Consider the following 22,473-nt stretch of genomic DNA (forward strand, 5'->3'; position numbering starts at 1 on the left):
CGTGGATCTACTCTCGGCCGGTCCGATTCGGTGATCCTTTTCGAGCGAGGTGCGGGAAATGACGGTTCTGACGAGCGCGGCCACGTACGACGGGCTGCGTACTCCGGCCCTCACGACCCCCTCGGACCGAAGGAATCCCAGAAGTGGATCTGCCACGTAGTTTCACCGTCCGCGAGAGCGGACACCGCATTCACAACCCGTTCACCAGCGAGAAGCTGGCCACCCTGGGCCGGGCCCTGCACCTGGCACCCGGGACGGACATGCTCGACCTCGCCTGCGGCAGCGGCGAGATGCTGTGCACCTGGGCCCGCGACCACCAGGTGACGGGCACCGGCGTCGACATCAGCACCGTGTTCCTGGCGAACGCCCGCGCCCGCGCCGAGGAACTCGGCGTCGCCGACAGGGTCGCCTTCCGGCACGCGGACGCGACCGGCCACGTCTCCGACGAACCCGTCGGTGTCGCCGCCTGCGTCGGCGCCACCTGGATCGGCGGCGGGGTGACCGGCACCGTCGAACTGCTCCGCAGGAGTCTCGCCCCCGGCGGGATCATGCTCGTCGGCGAGCCGTTCTGGCGCCGCGCACCCGACAGTCGGGCCGTCCTCGACAGCTGCCACGCCCGCAGCGAGGACGACTACCGGCCGCTCCCGGAGCTGGTCGAGCACTTCGGCCGGCTCGGCTGTGACGTCGTGGAGATGGTCCTCGCCGACCAGAGCGACTGGGACCGGTACGTGGCCGCGCAGTGGCTCAGCATCCGGCGCTGGCTGGACACCCATCCCGACGACGAGCTCGCCGACGAGATGCGTGAGGATCTCGCGACCGGGCCCGCGCGTCACGTCCGCTACCAGCGCGAGTATCTGGGGTGGGGCGTCTTCGCGTTGATGAACCGCTGACGCGTGCGGGTGGGCTCCGTCGGTGAACACGCACGCTCACCGGCGGAACCCGCCCGTTGCGCCTGCCGCGATCACGGCCGGGCACGGGCCGGTGCGCGGCGGTCGATTCGCCCTGCCGGGGCGGCCGTTGGCGCCCGGCCCGGCGACGCGCCGTTGAACCTCCGGGCGAGAGAACCCGTATCCCTTCTCAGTACCGCCCGGAGGGAGAGCAGGTTGTCGACACCGTTCGGCCCCGAAGAACCCACACGTCGGCCGACGCTGGAACCGACCCACGTCCAGCGCCGCCGCCGGCCAGGAGCCCTGTCGGAGCTGGTGCGGCAGGTCCAGGAGCGGGAGCGGGAGCGCGACCCGGACGAGGGCTACGAAGTCGTCGCCGTACCGGGGTGGAGAGACTCCGCCCTGCCCAGGCCGACGGAGGACGACACCCAGGAACTGCCGCCCGTCAGGGACGAGAGCAGGCCGGTGCCACGCGGCCGGGCGGCCGCACGCGTGTCGGCGCACGGCCGCACCACCGCGTTCCGCCGTACCGCGCTCGCCGGAGCCGCGGTGGCCGTGGCGCTCGCGGGATTCGGCGCGGCCCTGCTGCTCACCTGGGACAGGGGCGCCACCGAGGCCGCCGAGGCGCCGCCCCCCGCTGCTTCGTCCGCCCCGCCCGCCCCACCGCAAGGCGTCGACCCGGACGGAGCGGGCACCCTCCGCGAGGGCGACAGCGGGCCACAGGTGAGCGACCTCCAGGAACGGCTGCTGCGTATCCCCGACGTGTACGAGAAGGGCGAGGCCAGCGGTGTGTACGACGCCACGCTGACGGCGGCGGTGGCACGTTTCCAGCTCTGGTACGGCATCCGGGGCGACGAGACGGGCGTGTACGGCAACGACACCCGCACCGACCTCGAGTCCCGCACGGCGTCCTGACCAACGAGCCGGCGCCCTTGCGAAGCCGGGGGAGCCGAGGGAGCCAAGGGGGCCGCCGGGCGACGAGGCGCACTTCGTCCGGGGCTCCCGTCCGGCGGCGGAGACCGGGTCGGGTGCTGCGGGCTTCTTCTCGCCCCGCCCGCTCGTTCCCCTCGTTCCCCTCGTTCCCTTCGTTCCCCTCGTTCCACGTCCCGCGGTCAGGGCCGCAGCCTTGACGGCTCACGCATTGTTGAACAATTTTCGCAGTGCCGCCGTGGGGTTGCACAGGGCGTCCGTGTGCCAGCATGGCGCCGTGGATTGGGGGATCCTCGAACGGGACCACGAGCTGGACCGGCTGGCCGCCGCCGCGAGGGACGCGGCGGACGGAGCCGGTTCCGTCGCGCTCGTCTTCGGCGAGGCGGGCATCGGCAAGTCGAGTCTGGTCAAGGCAATGCCCGGGGTGCTGCCCGCCGCGTCACGTGTCCTGGTGGGGGAGTGCGACGACCTGGCGACGCGCCGGCCGCTCGGCCCCTTCCGCGATCTGATCGGTGGTGTCGGCGCGGAACTGGCGCGGGCGCTCACGGCCGGCGGCGACCGGCCCCGGGTCTACGACGCGCTGCGGGCGGAACTGACCGCGGCCCCGCACCCCGCCGTCCTCGTCGTCGAGGACGTGCACTGGGCCGACGAGGCCTCGCTGGACGCCCTGCGGTTCCTGGTCCACCGGGTGGAACGCCTCCCGGCCGTGCTGGTCCTGACGTACCGGGACGACGAGCTGGACCGCCGCCACCCCCTGCACCACCTCCTCGGCCAGGTGTCCCGGGCCGAGCGCGTGCACCGCCTGCCGCTGTCCCGGCTCTCCCCGGGCGCCGTACGCCGGCTCAGCGCGGTGAGCCGCCTCGATCCCGCGGAGGTGTACGCGGCGACCTCGGGCAACCCGTTCTTCGTCGCCGAGGTGGTGGCCGCCGGCGGCACCGGTGGTGTCCCGCCGACCGTGGTCGACGCGGTCCTCGCCCGGCTGCGGGACCTGGACGACCGGACCCGGGACGCCCTGGAGCAGCTCGCCGTGGTGCCGTCCGCGGTCGAGCGCCGCCTCGTCGACGCGCTGCTGCCGGACGGCGTGGCCGAGCTGGCGGTGGCCGAACAACGAGGGCTGCTGACCGTGACACCCGAACGGGCAGGCTTCCGCCACGAGTTGATCCGCAGGGCGGTCGCCGACTCGCTGCCCGCCGCCCGGCGCATCGAGCTCAACCGCCAGGTCCTCGCCGCCCTCGTCGCGCAGCCGGGCTCCGACCCGGCACGTGTCGTCCACCACGCGGCGCAGGCCGGGGACCAGGAGGCGATCGTTCGGTACGGCCCCGACGCCGCCCGGGACGCGGCCGGCGCGGGCGCACACCGGGAAGCCGCCGCCCACCTGCGGCTGGTCCTGCGGCAGCGCGACCGGTGCGACGCGGCCACCCTCGCCGACCTCCTGGAGCGGTACGCCGTCGAGAGCTACACCATCGCCGACTCCGCGGCCGCCGTCGACGCCGAGCGGGAGGCGGTCGCACTGCGCCGGGCCCTCGGGGACACCCGGGCGCTCGGCGCGGACCTGCGCTGGCTCTCCCGCATCCACTGGTGGGCGGGCGACGCCGACGAGGCGCAACGCGCCGCCCGGGAGGCCATCGCCGTCCTGGAGGACGCGGGCGACGACCGGCTGCTCGCCCTCGCGCTCAGCAACACCTCCCAGCTCCACATGCTCTCCGAACGCACCGCCCAGGCGGTCGACTTCGGTGAGCGCGCCATCGCCCTGGCCCGCCGCGCGGGCGACACGGCGATCCTCGCGCACGCCCTCAACAACGTCGGCACCGCCCGCTGGCGCGCGGGCGACCCGCTGGGCCGTGCCCAGCTGGAGGAGAGCCTGAAGGTCGCGCTGGCCGCCGGAGAGGTCGAACACGCCTGCCGCTCGTACGCCAACCTCATCTGGACGCTGCTCGAACGCCTTGAATACACCGAGGCCGACCGCTTCCTCGGCCCCGGCATGGAGCTTGCCGACCGGGCGGAGCACGTCGGATTCCTCAGCTACCTCCATGTCGCCATGGGGCTGCGGAAGTTCGCCGCGGGCGCCTGGGACGACGCGGAGCGGCACGCCGAGATCGGCGCCCACGACTTCGTCCCCGCCCGCTGCCCCGCGCTGACCGTCCTCGCCCGGGTCCGGGTCCGCCGCGGCCTGAACGGCGGCGACGAACTGCTCGACGAGGCCTGGGAGATCGCCGTGCGCACCCGCGAACTGCAGCGCACCGGGCCGGTCGCCGCCGCCCGGGCCGAGGCCGCCTGGCTCCGGGGCGACCAGGAGGCGGTGGCCGAGCTGGCCGGTGAGGTCTTCGAGCAGGCCCGCCGCCTTTCCGTCGTCCCGCACCGGGCGGAGCTCGGCCACTGGCTCACCAAAGCCGGGCACCCCGTACCCGAAGACGGTTCGGACCACCCGTACGCGCTCCAGAGCGCCGGCCGCTGGCGGGAGGCGGCCCAGGCGTGGCACACGGTCGGTTGTCCGTACGAGCATGCCGCCGCCCTCGCCGAAAGCCCGGATCCGCAGGACAAGCTTGCCGCCCTGGCCGGGCTGGACGCGCTCGGCGCCGAACCCCTGGCACGGCTGGTCCGCGGCGAGCTGCGACGCCTCGGTGTACGCCACATCCCGCGCGGCCCGCTCGCCGCGACCCGGGAGAATCCCGCCGGTCTCACCGAGCGCCAGCTCCAGGTGATGCGGCTGCTGGCCCAGGGGCTGACCAATCCCGAGATCGCGAAGCGGCTCGTCGTGTCGGTCCGTACCGTCGACAACCACGTCGCGGCCGTACTGGACAAGCTCGGTGCCCGCACCCGGCGCCAGGCGGCCGCCCGTGCCACGGAGCTCGGAATGCTGCCGGGAGGCGAGACGTAGGTAGGCGGGGGCGCCGAGCTGAGTGGCGGGCACGGATGCCGGAGCCCTGGCCGCCGGACTAGAACAGGCGCATCGGAGGGACCCCGAGAGCAGGGTCCCGGATCGGGGGATTCCCATGTCCGTCACGCCCGCACAGGCGGCCCGCCAGGAACTCGTCGGATTCAAGGGCCGGTTGACCGGCCCGGACGACTCCGGATACGACGAGGTCCGCGCCGTCTACAACGCGATGATCGACCGACGGCCCGCCCTGGTGGCACGCTGCACCAGTGCCGAGGACGTAACCCACGCCGTCGGGTTCGCCCGTGACCACGACCTGCCCCTGGCGGTCCGTGGCGGCGGACACCACGGAGCGGGGCTGGGGGTCTGCGACGACGGCGTGGTCGTCGACCTGTCACCGCTCAAGGACATCGAGATCGACCCCGGAGCGAGGACGGTCCGCGTCGGCGCGGGCTGCGTCTGGGGCGAGGTGGACCGCGCCACCCACGCGCACGGACTGGCCACGCCGAGCGGGATCATCTCCACCACCGGCGTCGGCGGCCTCACCCTGGGCGGTGGCCTCGGCCATCTCACCCGCAAGTGCGGGCTGACCGTCGACAATCTGCTGGAGGCCGACCTCGTGCTGGCCGACGGCGCGCAGGTGCGCGCGAGCGCCGACGAGAACGCCGACCTGTACTGGGCGATCCGTGGCGGCGGAGGGAACTTCGGAGTCGTCACCTCGTTCCGTTTCCGGCTGCACGAGGTGAGTACGGTCGTCGCCGGGCCCACGTTCTGGCCGGTCGAACTCGGAGCCGAAGTCCTCGCCGCCTACCGGGACTTCATCCCGCACGCCCCTCGGGACCTCAACGCCTTCTTCTTGTTCGGCGCGGTCCCGCCGGCCCCGCCGTTCCCCGAGGAGATCCAGGGACGCACGGCCTGCGGTGTCGTGTGGTGCTATGCCGGTGACGACCCCAAGGCGGCGGCCGGCCTGATGGCGCCCCTGCTCGACGCACTCCCGCAGCCGATGCTGCACGGACCGGCGCCGATGCCGCACCCCGCGATCCAGTCGGCCTTCGACGGTCTCTACCCGCCGGGCGACCAGTGGTACTGGCGCGCCGACTTCGTCAACGAGATCCCCGGTGACGCGGTCGGCCTGCACGCCAGGTTCGGTGCCGAGCTGCCGACGCTCAAGTCGACGATGCACCTCTACCCGATCGACGGTGCCGTCCACGACCACGCGCCGACGGACACCGCCTGGAGCTATCGCGACGCGCGCTGGGCCTCCGTGTACGCGGGGGTGGACCCCGACCCGGCCAACGCCGACCGCATCAGGCAGTGGACCGTCGACTACTTCGAGGCTCTGCACCCGTACTCGGCGGGTGGCGCCTACGTCAACATGATGATGGACGAGGGCCAGGAGCGCGTCCGCGCCAGCTACCGCGACAACTACGCGCGCCTGGCCCGGATCAAGGCCGACCACGACCCCGGCAACCTGTTCCGGTTCAACCAGAACATCCAGCCGGCCGCGCGGTCCTGACCGGACCCACGGGCCCTGACGCCGACGAGGGGCGTCAGGGCTTGCGGGCGACGCCGCCGTATACGTCCGTCGGCTGCGGGTCGGTGCCCGGCTCGGGGCGCCACAGCGGACAGGAGACGATGCCGGGCTCCAGCAGCTCCAGACCCTCGTAGTACGCGGACACCTCCCTCGGGCTGCGCAGGACGTACGGGACGGCACCGGTGTCGTCGTAGCCCTCCTGCGCCCGCTTCAGCTCCGCGTCGGTGTCGGTGCTGTCGTAGTGCACGAAGTAGCTGCCCGACGGCAGGGCGGCCTGGAGGCGGCGGACGATCGACTTGGCCTCCTCGTAGTCCTGGATGTGGCCCAGGATGCCCATCAGCATCAGCGCGACGGGCTTGTCGAAGTCGAGGATCTTGGCCGCGGCCTCGATGATCCTCTCGGGCTCGCGCAGGTCCGAGTCGATGTAGTCGGTGATCCCCTCGGGCGTGCTGGTGAGCAGCGCCTGGGCGTGCCTCAGCACCAACGGGTCGTTGTCCACGTAGACGATCCGGGACTCCGGCGCCAGACGCTGGGCGACCTGGTGGGTGTTGTCGTACGTGGGAAGGCCCGTGCCGATGTCCAGGAACTGGCGGATGCCCAGCTCGCCGGCGACGAACGTCACCGTGCGGATGAGGTAACCGCGGGAGGCGCGGGCCATCGTCTCGATGTTCGGGGCGATCTGGCGGTAGGCGTCGCCCGCCTCCCGGTCGACCTCGTAGTTGTCCTTCCCGCCCATCCAGTAGTTCCAGATGCGGGCCGAATGCGGCACCGTGGTGTCGATCTTGGACAAGGCGTCCTGGTCGGGAGTGGGCTGGCCGTCTGCCATGAAGAATCTCCTGCCGTGCGTCACGCGGTCCGTCACAAACCTACCGTCAACTTCTGCTTGCATCGCCCCAGTTGAAGAGACGGGACGTCGGGCGCACGGATGGGGGGACCGGGGCCGCCGGTGTCCACCGTGACGACGGGGACGTGCTGGGCGAGGGTGGTGAACGCGCGTTCGTAGGCATCGGCCGCCGCGGTGCTCTCGGCGTCCGCGGCGCGCCCGGAGTCCGTCAGGCACAGGAGGGCGCCGTCCCGTTCGGCCACGGCCTCGGCGAAGTCGAGCGCCTGGATCCAGGTCACCCGGGAACGCCCGTGGCGCAGCGGCCCGTAGACGAGTTCGTGGACGATGCCGCCGTCCACGGCCAGCAGGCCGGGCACGGCGAGGAGTTCGCGGTACGGGCGGGTCGGGTCCACATGGTGCAGAGGACCCCGAGAGCGTCTGATCATGAATCCGGCGCGGACCAGCCCGGCGAGAAGTCCGTTGCGGCCGATGTCCTCGGGGCCCTCGACGACCAGCGTCCGGCACCGGGCGACGGCCTCGTGGAGTGTGCGCATACCACTCCCTCCAGGACGGCCGACTTCCTCAGTGTGACCGGGTGACCCGCACGGCGGGAGGGCGCGTGCGGGTTTTCCGGTTGTGCGGCCGTAGTGGTGGATGGTTGTGCGGGTGTGGTGGTGCCACCCGAAGTGGGCGGGTGGCGGTGTCCGGGAGTGAGCCCGTGGCGTGGGGCCGGGCGGGAGTCAGGCGACGAGGAAGTCGGCCTGGCCGGACTTCGCGCCCTGCAGGAACGAGATCATCTCGTCCCGGGTGTAGACCAGCGCCGGGCCGTCGGGATCCTTGGACTGCCGGAAGGCGACGCTGCCGTCGGGCAGCCGCTTGGCCTCGACGCAACTACCGCCGTTGGTGCCGCTCCAGGGCTTCTGCCAGCCCTCGGTTCCCAGCTCGCGGGCGGGCATGCCGCTGTGGATGGGGTCCATGGAACTCATGGCTCACAACTCCTTACGCAGTTCACCCAGGATGGTCCTGGTTCGAGCGACCGGCTCCGCCTGCACGGACATCCGGTCCATTACTTCGAGGTACGTCACGACGTCGGAGGGCTGGTCGACGTAGACCGAGCCGACGAGGCTCTCGGTGTAGACGACGTCGGGAAGTTCGGAGAAGCCGAAGCGGAAGTAGTGGAACGGGCCGAACGCGCCGGGGTGCGCGCCCACCGAGAAGCGCAGGATCTGGATCCGGACCTTCGGCATGTCCAGGACCTCGTTCAGGCGGTCGATCTGGGCCCGCATGACCTCGGCCCCGCCCACCGGGCGGCGCAGCACCGTCTCGTCCAGGATGGCCCAGACGGCCGGTGCGTCGGGTTTGGCGAGCAGGTCCTGACGCTTCAGCCGCAGCGCGACACGGCGGTCGACGTCCTCCTTGGTCTCGTTGGGAAAACCGATGTGCATGAGCGCCGCCGCGTAGTCGTGCGTCTGCAACAGGCCCGGCACGTAGTGGGGTTCGTAGAGACGGATGACGCTGGCTTCGCTCTCCAGGCTCACGTACGCGCTGAACCACTCGGGCAGTACGTCGCGGTACGAGTACCACCAGCCGGGCTGGTTGGCCTCCCTGGCCATCGAGAGGAAGTCGTCGACCTCCGACGCGGGAACTCCGTAGGTGTGCAGCAACTCCCTCACGTAGGGGATGCGGAGGCCGACCTCGGCCTTCTCTATCCGGCGGACCGTCAAAGGAGTGACCTCGATGGCCCGCGCGGCGGCCTCGAAAGAGATTCCGGCCTGTTCCCGCAGATGCCGGAGCCGCTTTCCGAGGACCATCCGCAGGACGGTCGGCGCGCTGCCGCCCGAGCGGTTGTCGCTCACGTCCTACCTCCCGGAACGGCCGTCACAGCGAGCAGTGTGCCACGCCGTGGCTGACAGAGACAGAGCGATGCGGATCGTTCTGAAATTATCAGAACGCTTGTTGCGAGTTGAGTGTGTCCGCCATCATAGTGATCGAGTGACCTGCCCCACAGTCCGGCGGCGACGGCGCACAACGGTGCGCCGCAGCATCGGATTTGACGGCCCGGCAGACCGGGCGACCCCGCAGCACCTTGATGCGAGACCTGGATGGCCACCGTGAGTGACGGACAACCGAGGAGCCCCGGCAAGGGTCCCGCCGGGGCCAACAAGGCGCTGGCTGCCGCCCTCAGGGACGCCGGTTGCTCCTACGCGGCCCTCGCCCTGCGCGTCAACGAACTGGGGCGCAGGCAGGGCGCCGAATCGAGCTACGACAAGGCGTCGGTCACCCGCTGGCTGAACGGTCAGCAACCACGGGGAAACACCCCGGAGTTGCTCGCCGCCGTGCTGTCCGAGCGGCTGGGGCGGCCCGTCTCGCCCACGGACCTCGGCTTCCTGCCCGAGCCGCAGCGGCCGGTCGCGGGCAGGGCGCTCGTCTACCGCGAGGACCTGGCGGACACCTTGCACACACTGGCCGAACTCGGCTCCACGGACGTCTCCCGCCGCAGCCTCCTCGGCACGGTCCCCTTCGTCGCGGCCGCCCTGACGAACCCTCAGCGCGAGTGGCTGCTCTGGCTGGTCGAGAACCCCGGGACACCCCGCCCCGCCCCGGTGGCCGACGGCGGGCCGGTCGAGCAGGTCCACGCCATGATCGGCATGTTCGACCAGATGGACAACCACTTCGGCGGCGGGGGCGTGCGCACCAGCATCGTGCACTACCTGTGCACCGAGGTCGTCCCCCTGCTGCAGCGCCGCGGCACGCCCCCGCACCAGCAGCGCCTGCTGTACGCCGCCGCGGCCCGCCTCGCCGCGATGGCGGGCTGGAGTTCGTACGACGCGGGGGAGTACGGACTGGCGCAGCGCTACATGACCCAGGCGCTGAGGCTCTGCGCGGGTGGCGGTGACCGCGTCCTGGGCGGGCAGATCCTGGCCGGCCTCTCCCATCTGGCCACCAACCTCGGCCGCCCGGACGAAGGGGTGGCGCTGGCCAGGGTCGGCATCGCCACGGCCAGGGACTCGGGCAGTCCGCTCGGCCTGATGCGGCTGTACGCCATGTCGGCACGCGGCCACGCCGCGCAGGGCCGCACAGGTGAGACGACCGAGGCCCTTCGCCTGGCGGATCAGCAGCTGGACGCGAGCCGGGGAGCGGCGCAGGAGTCCGTCTGGGTCCGCTTCCTCGACCACCACTACCTCCAGGCCGAGTCCGCCCTGTGCTTCCGGGACCTCGGCCTGGCCGCGCAGGCGGAGCGCACGGCCGAGGAGTCCGTGCTCGCCAACGCGGACCGGCGCAGGCGCCAGGCCATCAGCCGTTCCGTGCTGGCGACCGCGCATCTGCAGCAGAACCGGCTCGACGAGGCCGTCGGTACGGCGACCGAGGCGCTGGGCACTCTCGCCTCGGTGCACAGCGAGCGTTCCATCCAGGCCCTGCGCGACTTCCGCGGGAGGCTGGCGCCCAGCCGCCACGAGCCGCTCGTCCAGGAGTTCGAGCGCAGGTCCCGCCCGGTGCTGGGGGTCGTGGCATGACGACCGGTCCAGGTGGAAGCGGCCCCCGCGCCGGCTCAGTAGCCCTCGGGAGAGGGCGCGTTCTGGGCGCGGTCCACGGGCAGGTTCGCTCCGGAGATCCCGCTCGACCAGTCGGACAGCAGGAACGCCACCACGCGCGCCACCTCGTGCGGCGCGACCGGCTCCCCGCCGGGCAGTTCCGCCTCGCTGAAGGCGGCGAAGGCTTCGGGCTCCTCCGCGCGCATCCGGTCCCAGCGGCGGCCCGGAATGAGCATCGACCCCGGCGAGACCGCGTTCACCCGGATCCCGTCCGGACCGAGTTCGCGGGCGAGCGAGGCGGCCAGGTGGATCTGGGCGGACTTGGCGCTTCCGTACTGCGCGTTCGGTCCCGGCTTCCAGCCGGAGATCGACGAGATGACCACGACCGAGCCGCCACCGGCGCTCCGCAGGTACGGGACCGCGGCCCGCACCAGCCGTGCGGTGTGCCCCACGTTGAGTTCCCAGGTCGCGGCCCAGTCCTCGGCGTCCGCCTGTTCGAGGTTCCGTCCGCGCGAGCCGCCCGCGGAGGCGACTATCCCGTCCAGGCCGCCGAAGCGGCTCGCCGACGCGGCGACGAACTCCTCCAGCCGCTCGGGTTCGGTGACGTCCAGGGCCTGCGTGAACAGCAGCCCGGAGTCCGCGGCGGCCAGCGAACCTCTCAGCGCGTCCAGGTCGCCCACCGTGCGAGCGCACGTCGCCACCCGGGCGCCCTCGGCCGCCAGCAGCCGCACGATCTGCTCGCCGAGTCCGCGCGTACCGCCGGTGACCAGCACGCGTCTGCCGCTCATGCCGGACCACCCGCGGGCGCCCTGCCCGTCGCCGACGGTCCGGCTCTCGCTCATGTTGCTCACGCGATCGAACATACATGCCATCCCACTACGCGGCTGCAACCGGACAACCCCCTCACCCCCTGGCCGTTCCACCCGCCCGGACGGTTGGCTGCAGGAGCAGCCACCGCGACCGTCCCCCCACCCGTGCTGCACACGAAGGAGGCACGATGACGGCATTTCGTGCGCACCACCGCCGGCAATCGCCCTCACTGACGCACGGCGCGGACCGCGACACGCCCACCGCTCTGGCGTGGGCCGGTGAGAGCACCCAGGCCGTGGCCGCCCCGCCCGCGACACCGGCCGTTCCCGTCGTGGTGAGTCCGCCACGGGTCCTTCGCACAGTGGTGGCGGCTCAGCCGGCCCGCGCCTCCGGCGTGCGCCGCACGGTCGCCGCGCAACTGGCGCACCTGCGGCTGCCCGCCGACCAGCTGGACAACGCCGTCCTGGCCACGGACGAGCTGTTCGCCAACGCCGTCCGACACGGCAGCCCGGGCCCCGGTGACACGGTCACGGTCACCGTCGAGTGCACCGCCCACGAAGTGCGCGTCACGATTGCCGACCGCTCGACCGGCCTGCCGCACCACCGCACGGCGGACACCGCCGAGGAGTCCGGACGCGGGCTCGCCATCGTGGCCGCGCTCACCGACGACTGGGGTGTAGCCCCGCCCGAGCCCGGCGAGAGCGGGAAACGGGTGTGGTTCTCGTTGCACATCCGGGAGGTGTCATGACCGGCCCCGCCGTCTCGGGCCACCTCGCCCGTGCCACGACGCGTGACGGACATACCGCACGTACGCCCGTCGACGAGGGCCGCAACACCGACGCGGCACGCGCCGGCGACGCGGAGCGCGGCGGACGGGAGCAGCGCGACGGGCAGGTGGGCCGCCGGCCGGGCGACGCGGGGGAGACCCGCACCGGAGCGGGGGAGACCCACAGGGGACGCGTGCCCGAAGAGGACCGTGCCGGGCTCGCGCACGACGAGATACGAGAGGGGCACCCGACCGTGCTTCCGGCGCTCGCGAGCGCCCTCGCCCGTGAACTGGTGCGCCGGGTGGAGGAGGACAGGCGGGCGATGAGAGAAGCGCACCGCAGCCCCACACCGGCCACGCGCCGCCGTATCGCCGAGTGCCGCGAGGACAACGCCGAGGCGCTCAGGACGATCGTCCGACGCCACGCCTGGCCGACCGCCGACCTCGTCGGCGCACCCGCCTCGACGGCGGCGCTGATGATCCTGCTGCACGCCCCGGACCTCGACTTCCAGCTCGCGTGCCGGGACCTCATCGCCCAGGCCGCGGCGGACGGGCGCTGCCCGGCGCCGCATCACGCGTACATCGCCGATCACTGCGCCGTCGAACAGGGTCAGCCGCAGTTCTACGGCACCCGTGTTGACCCCGCGACGCTGCACCCGTATCCGGTCCGTCAGCCCCAGACCCTCGACGAGCGACGCCGGGATGTCGGGCTGGCACCCCTGGACGAGCAGATGCGGACCCTGCGCCTCGGCGGGTGAGCACGCCACGCCGGGCTCGTCGGGTTGGTCGGGAATGTTGGGCTCGAAGAGTGAGGCGGCGTCGCCGCTCACCGAGGTGGGTCCGACCGGCGGGCTACGGCTCCAGTCGCAGCTCCCGCTCCTGCTCCTGGTCGCCCGCAGCCACCCCCTCCTCGTGAACGGTGAAGGCGGAGGACAGCGTCTCGTCGGCCCGTCGCACCGCCTCCGGGCTGCCCTGCAGGGTGACGGTCACGGACGTGGAGAGCCCGGACGCCTCGTCGGCCGGTGCCTGGGCACCGCCGGCCGGCGCGCCGTTGTCGAAGGACGCCGTGTAGACCGTGGCGTCGCCGTCGCCGGGCATGGCGTCCGCCGACCCGAAGACGGGTTCGAGCGTGTGGACGACAGCCCGCGCGTCGGCGGCCGTGCCGCCGGTGAGAGTGAGCGTCAGAGCGAGATGCGTGCCGGACGTCATGAACAGCCACCTTTGCTTGTACGGATGCGGGCCACCCGCTCGTGTAACCGGTAGCCCCGGACACAAACGACGGCTCGGCCCTGCGTGCGCCTTTCCTCCATGACACCGCCATCCGCCGGACCCCGCAGCCGCTGACCCCGCAGCCGCGGGCCGCGCCGATCCGGCCGGCGCTCACCCGGAGGCGGACGGTTCCGCCTGCACCAGCCCCTCGCGGTACGCGATGGCCACCGCCTCCGTACGGCTCGCGGCGCCCAGCTTCGCGAGGATGTTGGACACGTGCACGCTCGCGGTCTTGCCGCTGATGAACAGTTCCTCGCCGATCTGCCGGTTGGTGCGGCCACGCGCGAGGAGCAGCAGGACGTCGTTCTCCCGGGCGGTCAGCGCGGGGGCCCGGCCGTCGGCGGGGGCGGTCTCCGCGAGGCGGGCCCGGCGGACCAGCCGCTCCACGTCGTCGCGCAACGGCCCGGCGCCCAGCCGGACCGCCGTCGCGTGCGCCGCCCGCGTGTGCTCGGCGGCCTCCTCGCGCCGCCCCGACGCCACCAGGCTCTCGGCGAGCCGCACCCGGCAGCGGGCCTGCTCATAGACGTCCCCGTAGCCGTACGCCGCGACGGCCTTCTCCCACGCCTCGATGTCCGGCTCGGCGAGGGTCCGCGCCCACTCGGCCTCGGCGCGCGCCAGCCACGCCCGGCCCTCGGGCCCCTGCGGCGAACCGTCCTCGCTCTCGGCCGCCGTGGCCCGGGCCGGCTCCACCAGGTTCTTGCCCGCCCGCACCCAGCGCCGGGTGCCCTCCTCGTCACCGGCCAGGCGGCAGGTGACGGCCGCGTCCGAGACGGCGGTCAGGGCGAGCGCCGCGAGCCGCACCACCACGTCGGGTGTCGTACCGGACTCGTCGAGCAGGGCGGTCACCGTCGTGTCGAACTGCTCCACGGCCGCCTCGGCGTCGCGTCGCAGTACCGCCGCGTCGGTCAGGAGGATCCCCATGACGAGTGCGGCCATCCAGTCGAACGGCCCGTCGAGGAGGGCCCGGGCCCGCTCGGCCGCATCCTGGTCACCACGCGCCAGCGCCACCGACAGCGCCGGTCCGATCGCGTACCTGCCCGCTGTCGGCAGCTCCTCGGCGTCGCACTCCGCGGAGCGGACGCACTCGTCCCACTGGCCCAGGGAGTACAGCACCAGGGAACGCAGATAGCGCATCTCCACCGGATAGACCGAGGAGAGCAGCCCGGCGTGGTCCGCGCGCTCCAGCCCGTCGGAGAGCCAGGCCAGGCATTCGTCCAGGTCACTGGACTCGTACGAGCCGATGGAGAGGTTGAACAGCGCGCGCATCTCGATGGACGTGTTCCCCGCGCGCCGGGCCAGCTCGCGGGCCTCCCGCAACCGGGCCCGCCCCTCCGGAAGGCTCCGGCCCGCTCCTTCGAGACCGACGAGGGAGATCATCAGATCGGCCTGGGCGTCCAGAACGCCGAGTTCCTCCGCGATCCGCAGGGCCCGGTTCGCCACGCTGCGGGCGGTCTCGTCGTCCCCCACGTACCGCGCCGCCATGACATGGGTGGACGCCGCCCAGACCCAGGTGCGCGACGGCGGGTCGGCGGGGATCATCGCGAGAGCCTCGCTGCTGTACGTGAACGCGGCGGCGAGGCTGTCGATCCGCATGAGGTTGCCGGCGAGCGTGTAGCGGACCCGGGCGGCCAGTTCGGAGTCCTCGTCCGAGCCCACCCGGGCGAGCGCCGAGCGCGTCAGCGAGACCGCCCGGTGTGTCTCACCGGCGTGCGCGGCCGCCGCGGAGGCGCGCAGTGTCAGCGTGACCGTGTCGAAGCCCTCGGGCCGTGCCGAGGGCGGCACCGCCGACCACAGATCGAGGGCGGCTTCCAGATGACGCAGTTCCTCGGCGGGCGCGCGCACCCGCCCGGCATGGTCGGCGGCCTCCAGTGAGGCCGCCAGTGCGTCGGGCAGGTCGTGGCTCTCGCGCGAGTGGTGGGCGCGCTCCGCCGCGCTCTCGTCGGACCGGCCCCGCCCGGCCAGAACGTGGGCGAACGCCCTGTGCAGGCGCACCCGTTCACCCGGCAGCAGATCCGCGTATACCGCCTCGCGGATCAGGGCGTGCCGGAAGGAGTAGGTGTCGTCCTGGTCGGGGACGAGGAGCTGCCGCCCGACCGCCTCGCGCAGAGCCGACTCCAGTTCCTCCTCGGGCAGTTGAACGGTGTCGCGCAGCAGGTCGTGCTCGACACGGCGCCCGGCGACGGCCGCGGTACGCAGCACCTGCTGGGCGGTCGGCGGCAGTTGCTCGAAACGGATGAGCAGCACGTCCGCCAGCCCGCTGGGTACGGCGGACGCGGACCCGGACATGGTCTCCGACGCGGCGGCGAGCAACTCCTCCGCGTAGAACGCGTTGCCCTCGGCCCGTTCGACGATGCGGCGGACCGTGGCGTCGGGCATGGGCGTCGCCCGCTGGGAACGGACGAGCCGGGCCACCTCGCCGTCGGGCAGCGGACGCAGTTCGAGCCGCTCCACGACGGACAGGCGCACCAACTCGGCGAGCAGGGGCCGCAACGGGTGTCTGCGGTGCAGGTCGTCGGCGCGGTACGACGCGAAGACGGCGAGGCGCTGCCCCCGCGCGCCGCCCGCGCCGGGGGCCACGCCGTCCGCCTGCAGTCGTGCGCGGCGGTTCTGCAGTATCCCCCTGCTGAGCAGGAATCGCAGCAGGTCGCGGGAGGACTGGTCCGCCCAGTGCAGGTCCTCCAGGACCAGCAACAGCGGTGCGACCTCGGCCAGTTCGGCCAGCAGTGCGGCCATGCCCTCGAACAGCTGAGGGCGCCCGTCCGCGTCCCGCGCGCCGTGACCGCCGTCGCCGAGGAGGCGGTCGACCACGGGATGCGCGGCCAGTGCCCCGGCGAACCGCTCGTCCCCGGCGAGCCGGCCCAGGATCTCGGTGAACGGCAGATACGGCAGACCCACGTCACCCAGGTCGACGCAGTGGCCCGTGACGACGGTCGTGCCTGCCTGCGCGGCGTGCCCCGCGGCCTCGGCCAGCACCCGGGTCTTGCCGACTCCCGCGTCTCCCGCGATCAGTACGGCCCGCGCCTCGCCGGCCCGGGCCCGGTCCAGAACGAGGGTCAGGCGGGCGAGTTCGTCTGCACGCCCGATGAACGGCGTGGTGAATGCGGTGGTCGGCACGGATCCATCCTGGCACGTCCCGCCGACGGCCCTCCGGCCCGCGGCCGGCGGAGGGCCGGGCAAAGGGGACCAGGTCAGCGCAGGGTCCGTGCCCAGTCCGCAGGCACCCGTCCCGCGGGCCCGGGCGTGGGCTGGTCCGCCGGGTGGCTGAGCGGCGGGGCGAGGTCCGGACCGGACTCGTACAGCTCGGACGTCTCGAAGTTCCAGAACCAGGCCTCGCCCGGTTCGTAGCTGCGGATGAGGGGATGGCCCGTGCTCCGGTGATGGGCGGTGGCGTGCTTGGCGGGGGAGTCGTCGCAGCACCCCACGTGACCGCACTGGGCGCAGCGCCGCAGATGGAACCACCAGCCGCCCGCGGCGTCGCATTCGACGCACCCGGCGCCGCTCGGCGGGACACTCGGGTCGATTCCGTCCGGGGTGGTCATGGCGCCTCCTGAGCAGGGTCGGACTCCGCCGCGGTGAGCGGGAGGAATACCTGGAAACGGGTGTCACCGGGCACGGAGTGCACCTCCAGATGCCCGTGGTGTTTGTTCACGACGATCCGCCAGGAGATGTCCAGACCGAGCCCGGTGCCCTCACCCACGGGCTTCGTGGTGAAGAACGGGTCGAAGATCCGGCCGCGGATCTCCTCGGGCACACCGGGCCCGGTGTCGCGGAACTCGACGAGGAACTGCTCCCGTTCGAGTGCGGTGCGCACGGTCAGGACACCCTCGCCGCCCATCGCCGACACGGCGTTGTCGATGAGGTTGGTCCACACCTGGTTCAACTCACCCGGGTAGGCGGGGATCCTGGGCAGCGCGCGGTCGTAGTCCTTGACGATCCTGACGCCCGAGCCGATCTTCCCGGCGAGCATCATCACGGTGCTGTCCAGCAGTTCGTGCACGTCGGCGACCTGGTAGGGCGCCCGGTCGAGCTGGGAGTACTGCTTGGCCGCGTCCACGAGGTGCGAGATGCGGGTGGTGGAGTCCTCGATCTCGTTCATCAGGAGTTCGGTCTCGACCGTGTAGTTCAGCCAGCGCACGGCCCCTTCGAGGGTCTGCTCCTCGACGGCCGCCGCGACCTGGTCCAGCCAGGCGGTGTCCAGCCCGGCCTGTACGAACGTCGGCGCGAGCTGCCAGCCGCCCGCGATGCCGTGGTCGTCGAACCAGTCGGCGAGCGCGTCCTCCCGGTCGGAGGCCTCCAGCGGGCTCAGCGGCGTGGCCTTGGCGACCTGCTCCGCGGTGCGTTCCTGGATCTCGACGAGCGTCTCCAGGGCGTCGCGCGCATACGGGCCCGACGCGATCATGCCGAGCTTGTGCCGCATGCCGGCCACCCGGTCCCGCAGCGCGGACGTGGCCCGGACGGCCGCTGCGGCCGGGTTGTTGAGCTCGTGCGTCAGCCCGGCGGAGAGCGAGCCGAGCGCCAGGAGCCGCTCACGCTGGCCGATGGTCCGCTGGGTGTTCTGGCTGCCGAAGAAGAGCCCCTCCAGCAGGTGCACGGCCATGGGGAACCACTCCCGCAGGACCGCGGAGAACGTCTCGGCGGGCAGGACGAAGAACCGCGACGGCTCGGTGACCCGCAGGGAGCCCTTGTAGCGCGCCTCGTCCGGCGCGGCCAGGTAGGCCTGCATGGCGCCCGCGTACACCCCGCGCTGGGAGGTACGGCTGATCTCCACGTCGTCGCTGCCGACCCGGCGCGACATCACGAGCGTGCCTTCCAGGAGAACGAAGAAGCACGTGGCGGGCTCCCCCTCCTGGTAGACGTAACCGGGCTCGAACCTCTCCACCCGGCCCTCGCTGCACAGCCGTCCCAGCTGCTCCGCGTCCAGCTTCTCGAACAGGAACAGCGTGCTGAGCTCGCCGACGTCGCACGGCATCGGCTGCCCGCTCACGACTGCTCCAGATACCGGTGTACGAGCATCACGGCCATGGCTCCCTCTCCGACGGCGGAGGCGACACGCTTGGCGGACTCGGCACGCGCGTCACCCGCCACGAACACCCCGGGCACACTGGTCTCCAGGTGGTACGGCGGCCGGTCCAGCTCCCAGCCGGGCGGCTGCTGTCCGCCCACGGCCAGGTCGGGGCCGGCGACGATGAACCCGCGCTCGTCCCTGAGGACCGTGCCGTCCAGCCAGTCGGTGAGCGGGGCCGCCCCGATGAACACGAACAGCCACTGCGCGTCGACGAGTTCGGTGTGCCCGCTCGCCAGATCGCGCAGGGTGAGCTGTTCCAGGTGGCCGGCGCCGTGCACCGAGTCCACGACCGTCCCGGTGCGCACCGAGATGTTCGGCGCGTCCGCGATCTGCTCGATCAGGTAGTGGGACATCGACGCGGCAAGGGAGGAGCCGCGCACCAGCAGGGTGACCGACTTCGCGCCCTTGGCCAGGTGCATGGCGGCCTGCCCGGCGGAGTTCGCACCGCCGACGATGTACACGTCGTGTCCCTGGCAGGCGGCGGCCTCGGTCAGGGCCGACCCGTAGAAGACCCCGCACCCGGTCAGGTCCGCGGTGCCGGGCGCTTCCAGCTGCCGGTACGACACACCCGTCGCCAGGATCACGCTGTGCGCGGCGATCGCCGAACCGTCGGAGAACCGCACGGTGCGCGAGGCGCCGGTGACCTCCAGGCCGGTCACCTCGCGCGCCGTCAGGATCTCGGCGCCGAACTTGGCGGCCTGGCGCCGCGCCCGGTCGGTGAGCTGCCCACCGGACACACCGTCCGGGAAGCCCAGGTAGTTCTCGATGCGTGAGCTCTGACCTGCCTGCCCGCCGGTCGCCGAACGCTCCACCAGTACGGTCCGCAGCCCCTCCGAGGCGCCGTACACCGCCGCGCCGAGCCCGGCCGGTCCACCGCCGATGACGACGAGGTCGTAGAACTCGGCGGTCGGCGTCGTGGCCAGCCCCACCTGGGCGGCCAGCTCCGGGTCGCCGGGCTCGACGAGGACCGCCCCGTCCGCGGTGACCACGAGGGGCAGCCGCTCCCCGTCCTGTCCCGCGCAGGCCAGCAACCGGGCGCCCTCCGGCTCGTCCGAGGAGTACCAGCGGTACGGCACCTGGTTGCGGGCCAGGAACTCCCGCACGTCCGACGAGCGCGCGGACCAGCGGTGACCGACGACCTTCGTGATCGGGACGGCCCGGTGGTCGGAGGTCCGCCAGGCGGCGAGCAGGTCGTCCAGGACGGGGTAGAGCTTCTCCTCCGGCGGGTCCCAGGGCTTGAGGAGGTAGTGGTCGAGGTCGACCACGTTGATCGCGTCGATCGCCGCGTTCGTGTCCGCGTACGCGGTCAGCAGCACCCGGCGGGCGCCCGGATACACGTCCAGGGCCTGTTCCAGGAACTCGATCCCGTTCATCTGCGGCATGCGGTAGTCCGCGAGGATCACCGCGACGAGGTCACCGCGCAGCTTCAGCTCGCGCAGGGCGTCGAGAGCACTCTCCCCGGACTCCGCGCGCACGATCCGGTACGCCTCGCCGTAGCGACGCCGGAGGTCACGGGCCACGGCACGCGAGACTCCGGGGTCGTCGTCCACGGTCAGGATGACGGTCCGTGCTGCGTCGGTGCCCTGTGCCATGCGTCTCCCACCCCGAGAGGTCCACGTCCCGGAGCGGCCCCGCGCGGCGCCGCCCCCATGCGGCCCATCGTATGTTCGATCGCCCCTCCGCGCTCCGGAACAGGGAGGTATCGCCTGGTCGCAGCCGTCGGGTGTCGTAATGCCGAGCCGGGGCACCTGGAAGTCGGGAGGCAAACGATGGAAGCAAGAACGTTGACGCGAGGCAGCCGGGTGGGGAAGAACAAGGCTGCTCCGGCTATCGAGGGCGCGGCCCGGGCGGGATTCACCGCGCGCGGTGTCATCTACCTGCTGGTGGGCATGCTGGCGCTGCAGATCGCCTTCGGCGACAGCGGGAAGCAGGCGGACCAGGGGGGCGCGCTGGAGGAGGTCGCCCAGAAGCCCTTCGGGGGGTTCCTGCTCTGGGCTCTGGGCATCGGACTGGTCGGCATGGCGCTCTGGCGGCTGTCCGAGGCGGTCTTCGGTGCGGCGGGCCCTGATGGGCACAAGTGGAAGAAGAGGCTGGCGTCGGCCGCACGGGCCGTCTTCTACGGCTTCGTCGCCTACACCGTGCTCTCCTTCGCCGCGGGTTCCGGCGGGAGCGGTTCGAGTGACGGCAAGTCCCGGGACGCGACGGCCAAGGCCATGGACCTGCCCGCCGGGCAGTGGCTCGTGGGAGCTGCGGGCGTGGGTGTCCTGTGCGCGGGCATCTGGATGGCGGTACAGGCCATCCGCCGGAAGTACCACAAGCACATGAGGCTCGGGGAGATGTCGCACCGGGTGCGTCAGACGGTCGACGTGACGGGTGTCGGTGGCGGTGTGGCCCGTGGCCTGGTGTTCGCCGTCGCCGGAGGCTTCGCGGTCCGGGCCGCCATGGACTACGAACCGGACAAGGCGAAGGGCATGGACGACACCCTGCGCTCGTTCACCGAGACCCCGGCGGGGCCGTGGCTGCTGGTCGCCATCGCGATCGGCCTGATGCTGTTCGGGGTGTTCTCGTTCGCCATGGCCAAGTGGCGCAAGGTCTGACGGACACGGCGAACACGGCGGGCACGGCGTGAGGGGCGCCCCGGGACCGATCGGTCCCGGGGCGCCCCTCGATTCGTCTCGGCCATCCGGGCGGCCCGGCGGGCACGGTTTCCCGTGTCGGAGGATGCGGGCTCCGCCACCTGTCGGTGGCGGAGCCCGTCCGATCCTGGCGCGGATGTCAGGCCGTGTGCAGGGTGAGCCCGTACCGGTTGAGGATCTCGTTGACCGGCTGGTACCAGGTCTCGCCGCCGGTGGAGCAGTTGCCCCAGCCGCCGGAGGTGACGCCCTGCGCCTGGTCGCCGCTGATGAAGGAACCACCGGAGTCGCCCGGCTGCGCGCAGACGCTGGTCTTGGTCATCTGGTGGACGGCGCCCTGGCTGTAGTTGACGGTCTCGTTCTTGGCGAGCACCGTGCCGCAGTGCCAGTGGGTGGTCGATCCCGACCGGCAGATGGAGGAACCGACAGGCGCCTCGGCGGACCCGCGGACGAGCCGGTCGGAGATGGTGCCCCAGCCGAGCACGACCGGCACGGTCCACCAGCCGCTTCCGACGTTGACCCAGGCGTAGTCGTTGCCCGGGAACGAGGAGCCCTGGATGTTGCCGATGTAGGAGCGGTCCCAGCCGCTGACGCCCTGCCCCGCCCCGCCGCAGTGCCCGGCGGTGACGAAACCGCCGTGCACCGAGAAGCCGATGGAACAGCGGACGTTCCCGGTGTAGAAGGGGTCGCCGCCGACGGTCCCGGCGGCGAAGGTCTCGGGCGCCGCGGCGGTCTCCTCGACGGTGACCGGACCTGCCGCGCGGGCCTTCGACAGGAAGGTGCGGACATCGTTGTCAACCCGCTTCGCGGCGACGACGGCCACGACGACCGAGCTCGACTCGGCGTCGACGTACCAGTTGCTGACTCCCTTCGGTGCGGCCAGTTTGTCGATACGCGCCTTGGCGGCGTCGAGCTGCCGGGCGCTGTGCCGGACGGTGGTGACTCTCGCCCCGGCTCCGCGCACGGAGTCGAGGGTGGCGGCGGACGCGACGGCCGTGAGGGCGACGGTCAGTTTCCCGCTGTCGGCGTCGAACCAGGAGCCTCCGTACGCGGCTCCGGCCGCGCGCCGGACCTTCGGCTCGGCCGCTGTCGCCGCCTTCTCCGCGGCGAGGCGCGTCCTGGCCTCGGACTGTGTCAGGCCGAGGTCCCGTCGCATGGCGTCGATGAGGCCGGCGGAGGCCGGGGCGTCGGAGGTGCGGGGGGTGTCGGGGGCGTCGGCGGCCGAGGCGGGTGCGGCGACGGCGGTTGCCCAGGCGCCGACCAGGAGGAGTGCGGCCAGGCCGGTGCGCATGGATGTAGTGCGTCTCAAGGCGATAGCCCTTCGTTGTTCCAGCATGGTGGGGGCGGA

At 72.5% G+C, this 22,473-nt stretch carries 19 protein-coding genes; 8 read left to right on the forward strand and 11 right to left on the reverse strand.

The annotated features are described in order from the left end of the window. Window positions 1–143: 143 nt before the first annotated feature. The 4 genes from KUF83_RS19885 (at window position 144) to KUF83_RS19900 (ending at window position 6,208) form a co-directional block, all read left to right on the forward strand. On the forward strand, window positions 144–890 hold the full coding sequence (locus KUF83_RS19885; RefSeq protein ID WP_217456080.1) for a cyclopropane-fatty-acyl-phospholipid synthase family protein: 747 nt from the start codon (window positions 144–146) through the stop codon (window positions 888–890). Between the two features lie 213 nt (window positions 891–1,103). Next, complete coding sequence (locus tag KUF83_RS19890; protein WP_217456081.1) at window positions 1,104–1,802, forward strand: peptidoglycan-binding protein; 699 nt, start codon at window positions 1,104–1,106, stop codon at window positions 1,800–1,802. Between the two features lie 292 nt (window positions 1,803–2,094). Further along, window positions 2,095–4,695, forward strand: coding sequence for a LuxR family transcriptional regulator (locus tag KUF83_RS19895; RefSeq protein WP_217456082.1), 2,601 nt, complete (start codon window positions 2,095–2,097; stop codon window positions 4,693–4,695). 115 nt (window positions 4,696–4,810) lie between these two features. After that, window positions 4,811–6,208 (forward strand): FAD-binding oxidoreductase, encoded by a 1,398-nt coding sequence (locus KUF83_RS19900; protein WP_217456083.1) that lies wholly within the window; start codon window positions 4,811–4,813, stop codon window positions 6,206–6,208. Between the two features lie 34 nt (window positions 6,209–6,242). Here KUF83_RS19900 and KUF83_RS19905 read toward each other — a convergent pair whose 3' ends face one another. The 4 genes from KUF83_RS19905 to KUF83_RS19920 form a co-directional block, all read right to left on the reverse strand. Further along, a complete protein-coding gene (locus tag KUF83_RS19905; protein WP_217456084.1) occupies window positions 6,243–7,052 on the reverse strand; it encodes an SAM-dependent methyltransferase in 810 nt (269 codons plus the stop codon). A 32-nt stretch (window positions 7,053–7,084) separates the two neighbouring features. Beyond that, the gene (locus KUF83_RS19910) at window positions 7,085–7,603 is read right to left on the reverse strand and encodes a hypothetical protein (RefSeq protein ID WP_217456085.1); all 519 of its coding nucleotides are present in this window, start codon (window positions 7,601–7,603) and stop codon (window positions 7,085–7,087) included. A 186-nt stretch (window positions 7,604–7,789) separates the two neighbouring features. Further along, window positions 7,790–8,035, reverse strand: coding sequence for a DUF397 domain-containing protein (locus tag KUF83_RS19915; protein ID WP_217456086.1), 246 nt, complete (start codon window positions 8,033–8,035; stop codon window positions 7,790–7,792). 3 nt (window positions 8,036–8,038) lie between these two features. Then, window positions 8,039–8,860 carry a helix-turn-helix transcriptional regulator gene (locus KUF83_RS19920; RefSeq protein ID WP_217456472.1) on the reverse strand — a complete coding sequence of 274 codons (822 nt, stop codon included), beginning with the start codon at window positions 8,858–8,860 and terminating at the stop codon, window positions 8,039–8,041. 291 nt (window positions 8,861–9,151) lie between these two features. Between KUF83_RS19920 and KUF83_RS19925 the strand changes: the two genes are divergently transcribed. Then, the gene (locus KUF83_RS19925; protein WP_217456087.1) at window positions 9,152–10,564 is read left to right on the forward strand and encodes a hypothetical protein; all 1,413 of its coding nucleotides are present in this window, start codon (window positions 9,152–9,154) and stop codon (window positions 10,562–10,564) included. Window positions 10,565–10,599: 35 nt separating this feature from the next. On the opposite strand, the gene KUF83_RS19930 is transcribed toward KUF83_RS19925, so the two are convergent. Continuing rightward, the gene (locus KUF83_RS19930) at window positions 10,600–11,424 is read right to left on the reverse strand and encodes an SDR family NAD(P)-dependent oxidoreductase (RefSeq protein WP_217456473.1); all 825 of its coding nucleotides are present in this window, start codon (window positions 11,422–11,424) and stop codon (window positions 10,600–10,602) included. A 155-nt stretch (window positions 11,425–11,579) separates the two neighbouring features. On the opposite strand from KUF83_RS19930, the gene KUF83_RS19935 reads away from it, so the two are divergent. Both KUF83_RS19935 and KUF83_RS42815 read left to right on the forward strand, forming a co-directional pair. After that, window positions 11,580–12,140 (forward strand): ATP-binding protein, encoded by a 561-nt coding sequence (locus KUF83_RS19935; RefSeq protein WP_217456088.1) that lies wholly within the window; start codon window positions 11,580–11,582, stop codon window positions 12,138–12,140. Continuing rightward, entirely contained in the window at window positions 12,137–12,916 is a 780-nt protein-coding gene (locus tag KUF83_RS42815; protein ID WP_308403066.1) for a DUF6624 domain-containing protein, read from the forward strand. Before KUF83_RS19935 ends, KUF83_RS42815 begins: the two co-directional genes overlap by 4 nt. A 94-nt stretch (window positions 12,917–13,010) precedes the next feature. Here the strand turns inward: KUF83_RS42815 and KUF83_RS19945 are convergent, their stop codons facing one another. The 5 genes from KUF83_RS19945 to KUF83_RS19965 all read right to left on the reverse strand — a co-directional run bounded on the left by KUF83_RS19945 (window position 13,011) and on the right by KUF83_RS19965 (window position 20,084). After that, a complete protein-coding gene (locus tag KUF83_RS19945) occupies window positions 13,011–13,367 on the reverse strand; it encodes a hypothetical protein (protein ID WP_217456089.1) in 357 nt (118 codons plus the stop codon). A 171-nt stretch (window positions 13,368–13,538) separates the two neighbouring features. After that, complete coding sequence (locus KUF83_RS19950; protein ID WP_217456090.1) at window positions 13,539–16,541, reverse strand: helix-turn-helix transcriptional regulator; 3,003 nt, start codon at window positions 16,539–16,541, stop codon at window positions 13,539–13,541. 74 nt (window positions 16,542–16,615) lie between these two features. After that, complete coding sequence (locus KUF83_RS19955) at window positions 16,616–16,966, reverse strand: UBP-type zinc finger domain-containing protein (protein WP_217456091.1); 351 nt, start codon at window positions 16,964–16,966, stop codon at window positions 16,616–16,618. Beyond that, window positions 16,963–18,411, reverse strand: coding sequence for an ATP-binding protein (locus KUF83_RS19960; RefSeq protein WP_217456092.1), 1,449 nt, complete (start codon window positions 18,409–18,411; stop codon window positions 16,963–16,965). The genes KUF83_RS19955 and KUF83_RS19960 overlap by 4 nt, the downstream gene beginning before the upstream one ends. Further along, window positions 18,408–20,084 (reverse strand): FAD-dependent oxidoreductase, encoded by a 1,677-nt coding sequence (locus KUF83_RS19965; RefSeq protein WP_217456093.1) that lies wholly within the window; start codon window positions 20,082–20,084, stop codon window positions 18,408–18,410. Before KUF83_RS19965 ends, KUF83_RS19960 begins: the two co-directional genes overlap by 4 nt. 177 nt (window positions 20,085–20,261) lie before the next feature. Here KUF83_RS19965 and KUF83_RS19970 point away from each other — a divergent pair, with 177 nt between their 5' ends. Further along, window positions 20,262–21,089, forward strand: a complete 828-nt coding sequence (locus tag KUF83_RS19970) for a DUF1206 domain-containing protein (RefSeq protein ID WP_217456094.1) — start codon at window positions 20,262–20,264, stop codon at window positions 21,087–21,089. Between the two features lie 178 nt (window positions 21,090–21,267). On the opposite strand, the gene KUF83_RS19975 is transcribed toward KUF83_RS19970, so the two are convergent. Further along, window positions 21,268–22,434 carry a S1 family peptidase gene (locus tag KUF83_RS19975; RefSeq protein WP_217456095.1) on the reverse strand — a complete coding sequence of 389 codons (1,167 nt, stop codon included), beginning with the start codon at window positions 22,432–22,434 and terminating at the stop codon, window positions 21,268–21,270. Between the last annotated feature and the right edge of the window lie 39 nt (window positions 22,435–22,473).

It is taken from the genome of Streptomyces sp. BV286, from assembly GCF_019090165.1.
Taxonomy (GTDB): Bacteria; Actinomycetota; Actinomycetes; order Streptomycetales; family Streptomycetaceae; genus Streptomyces.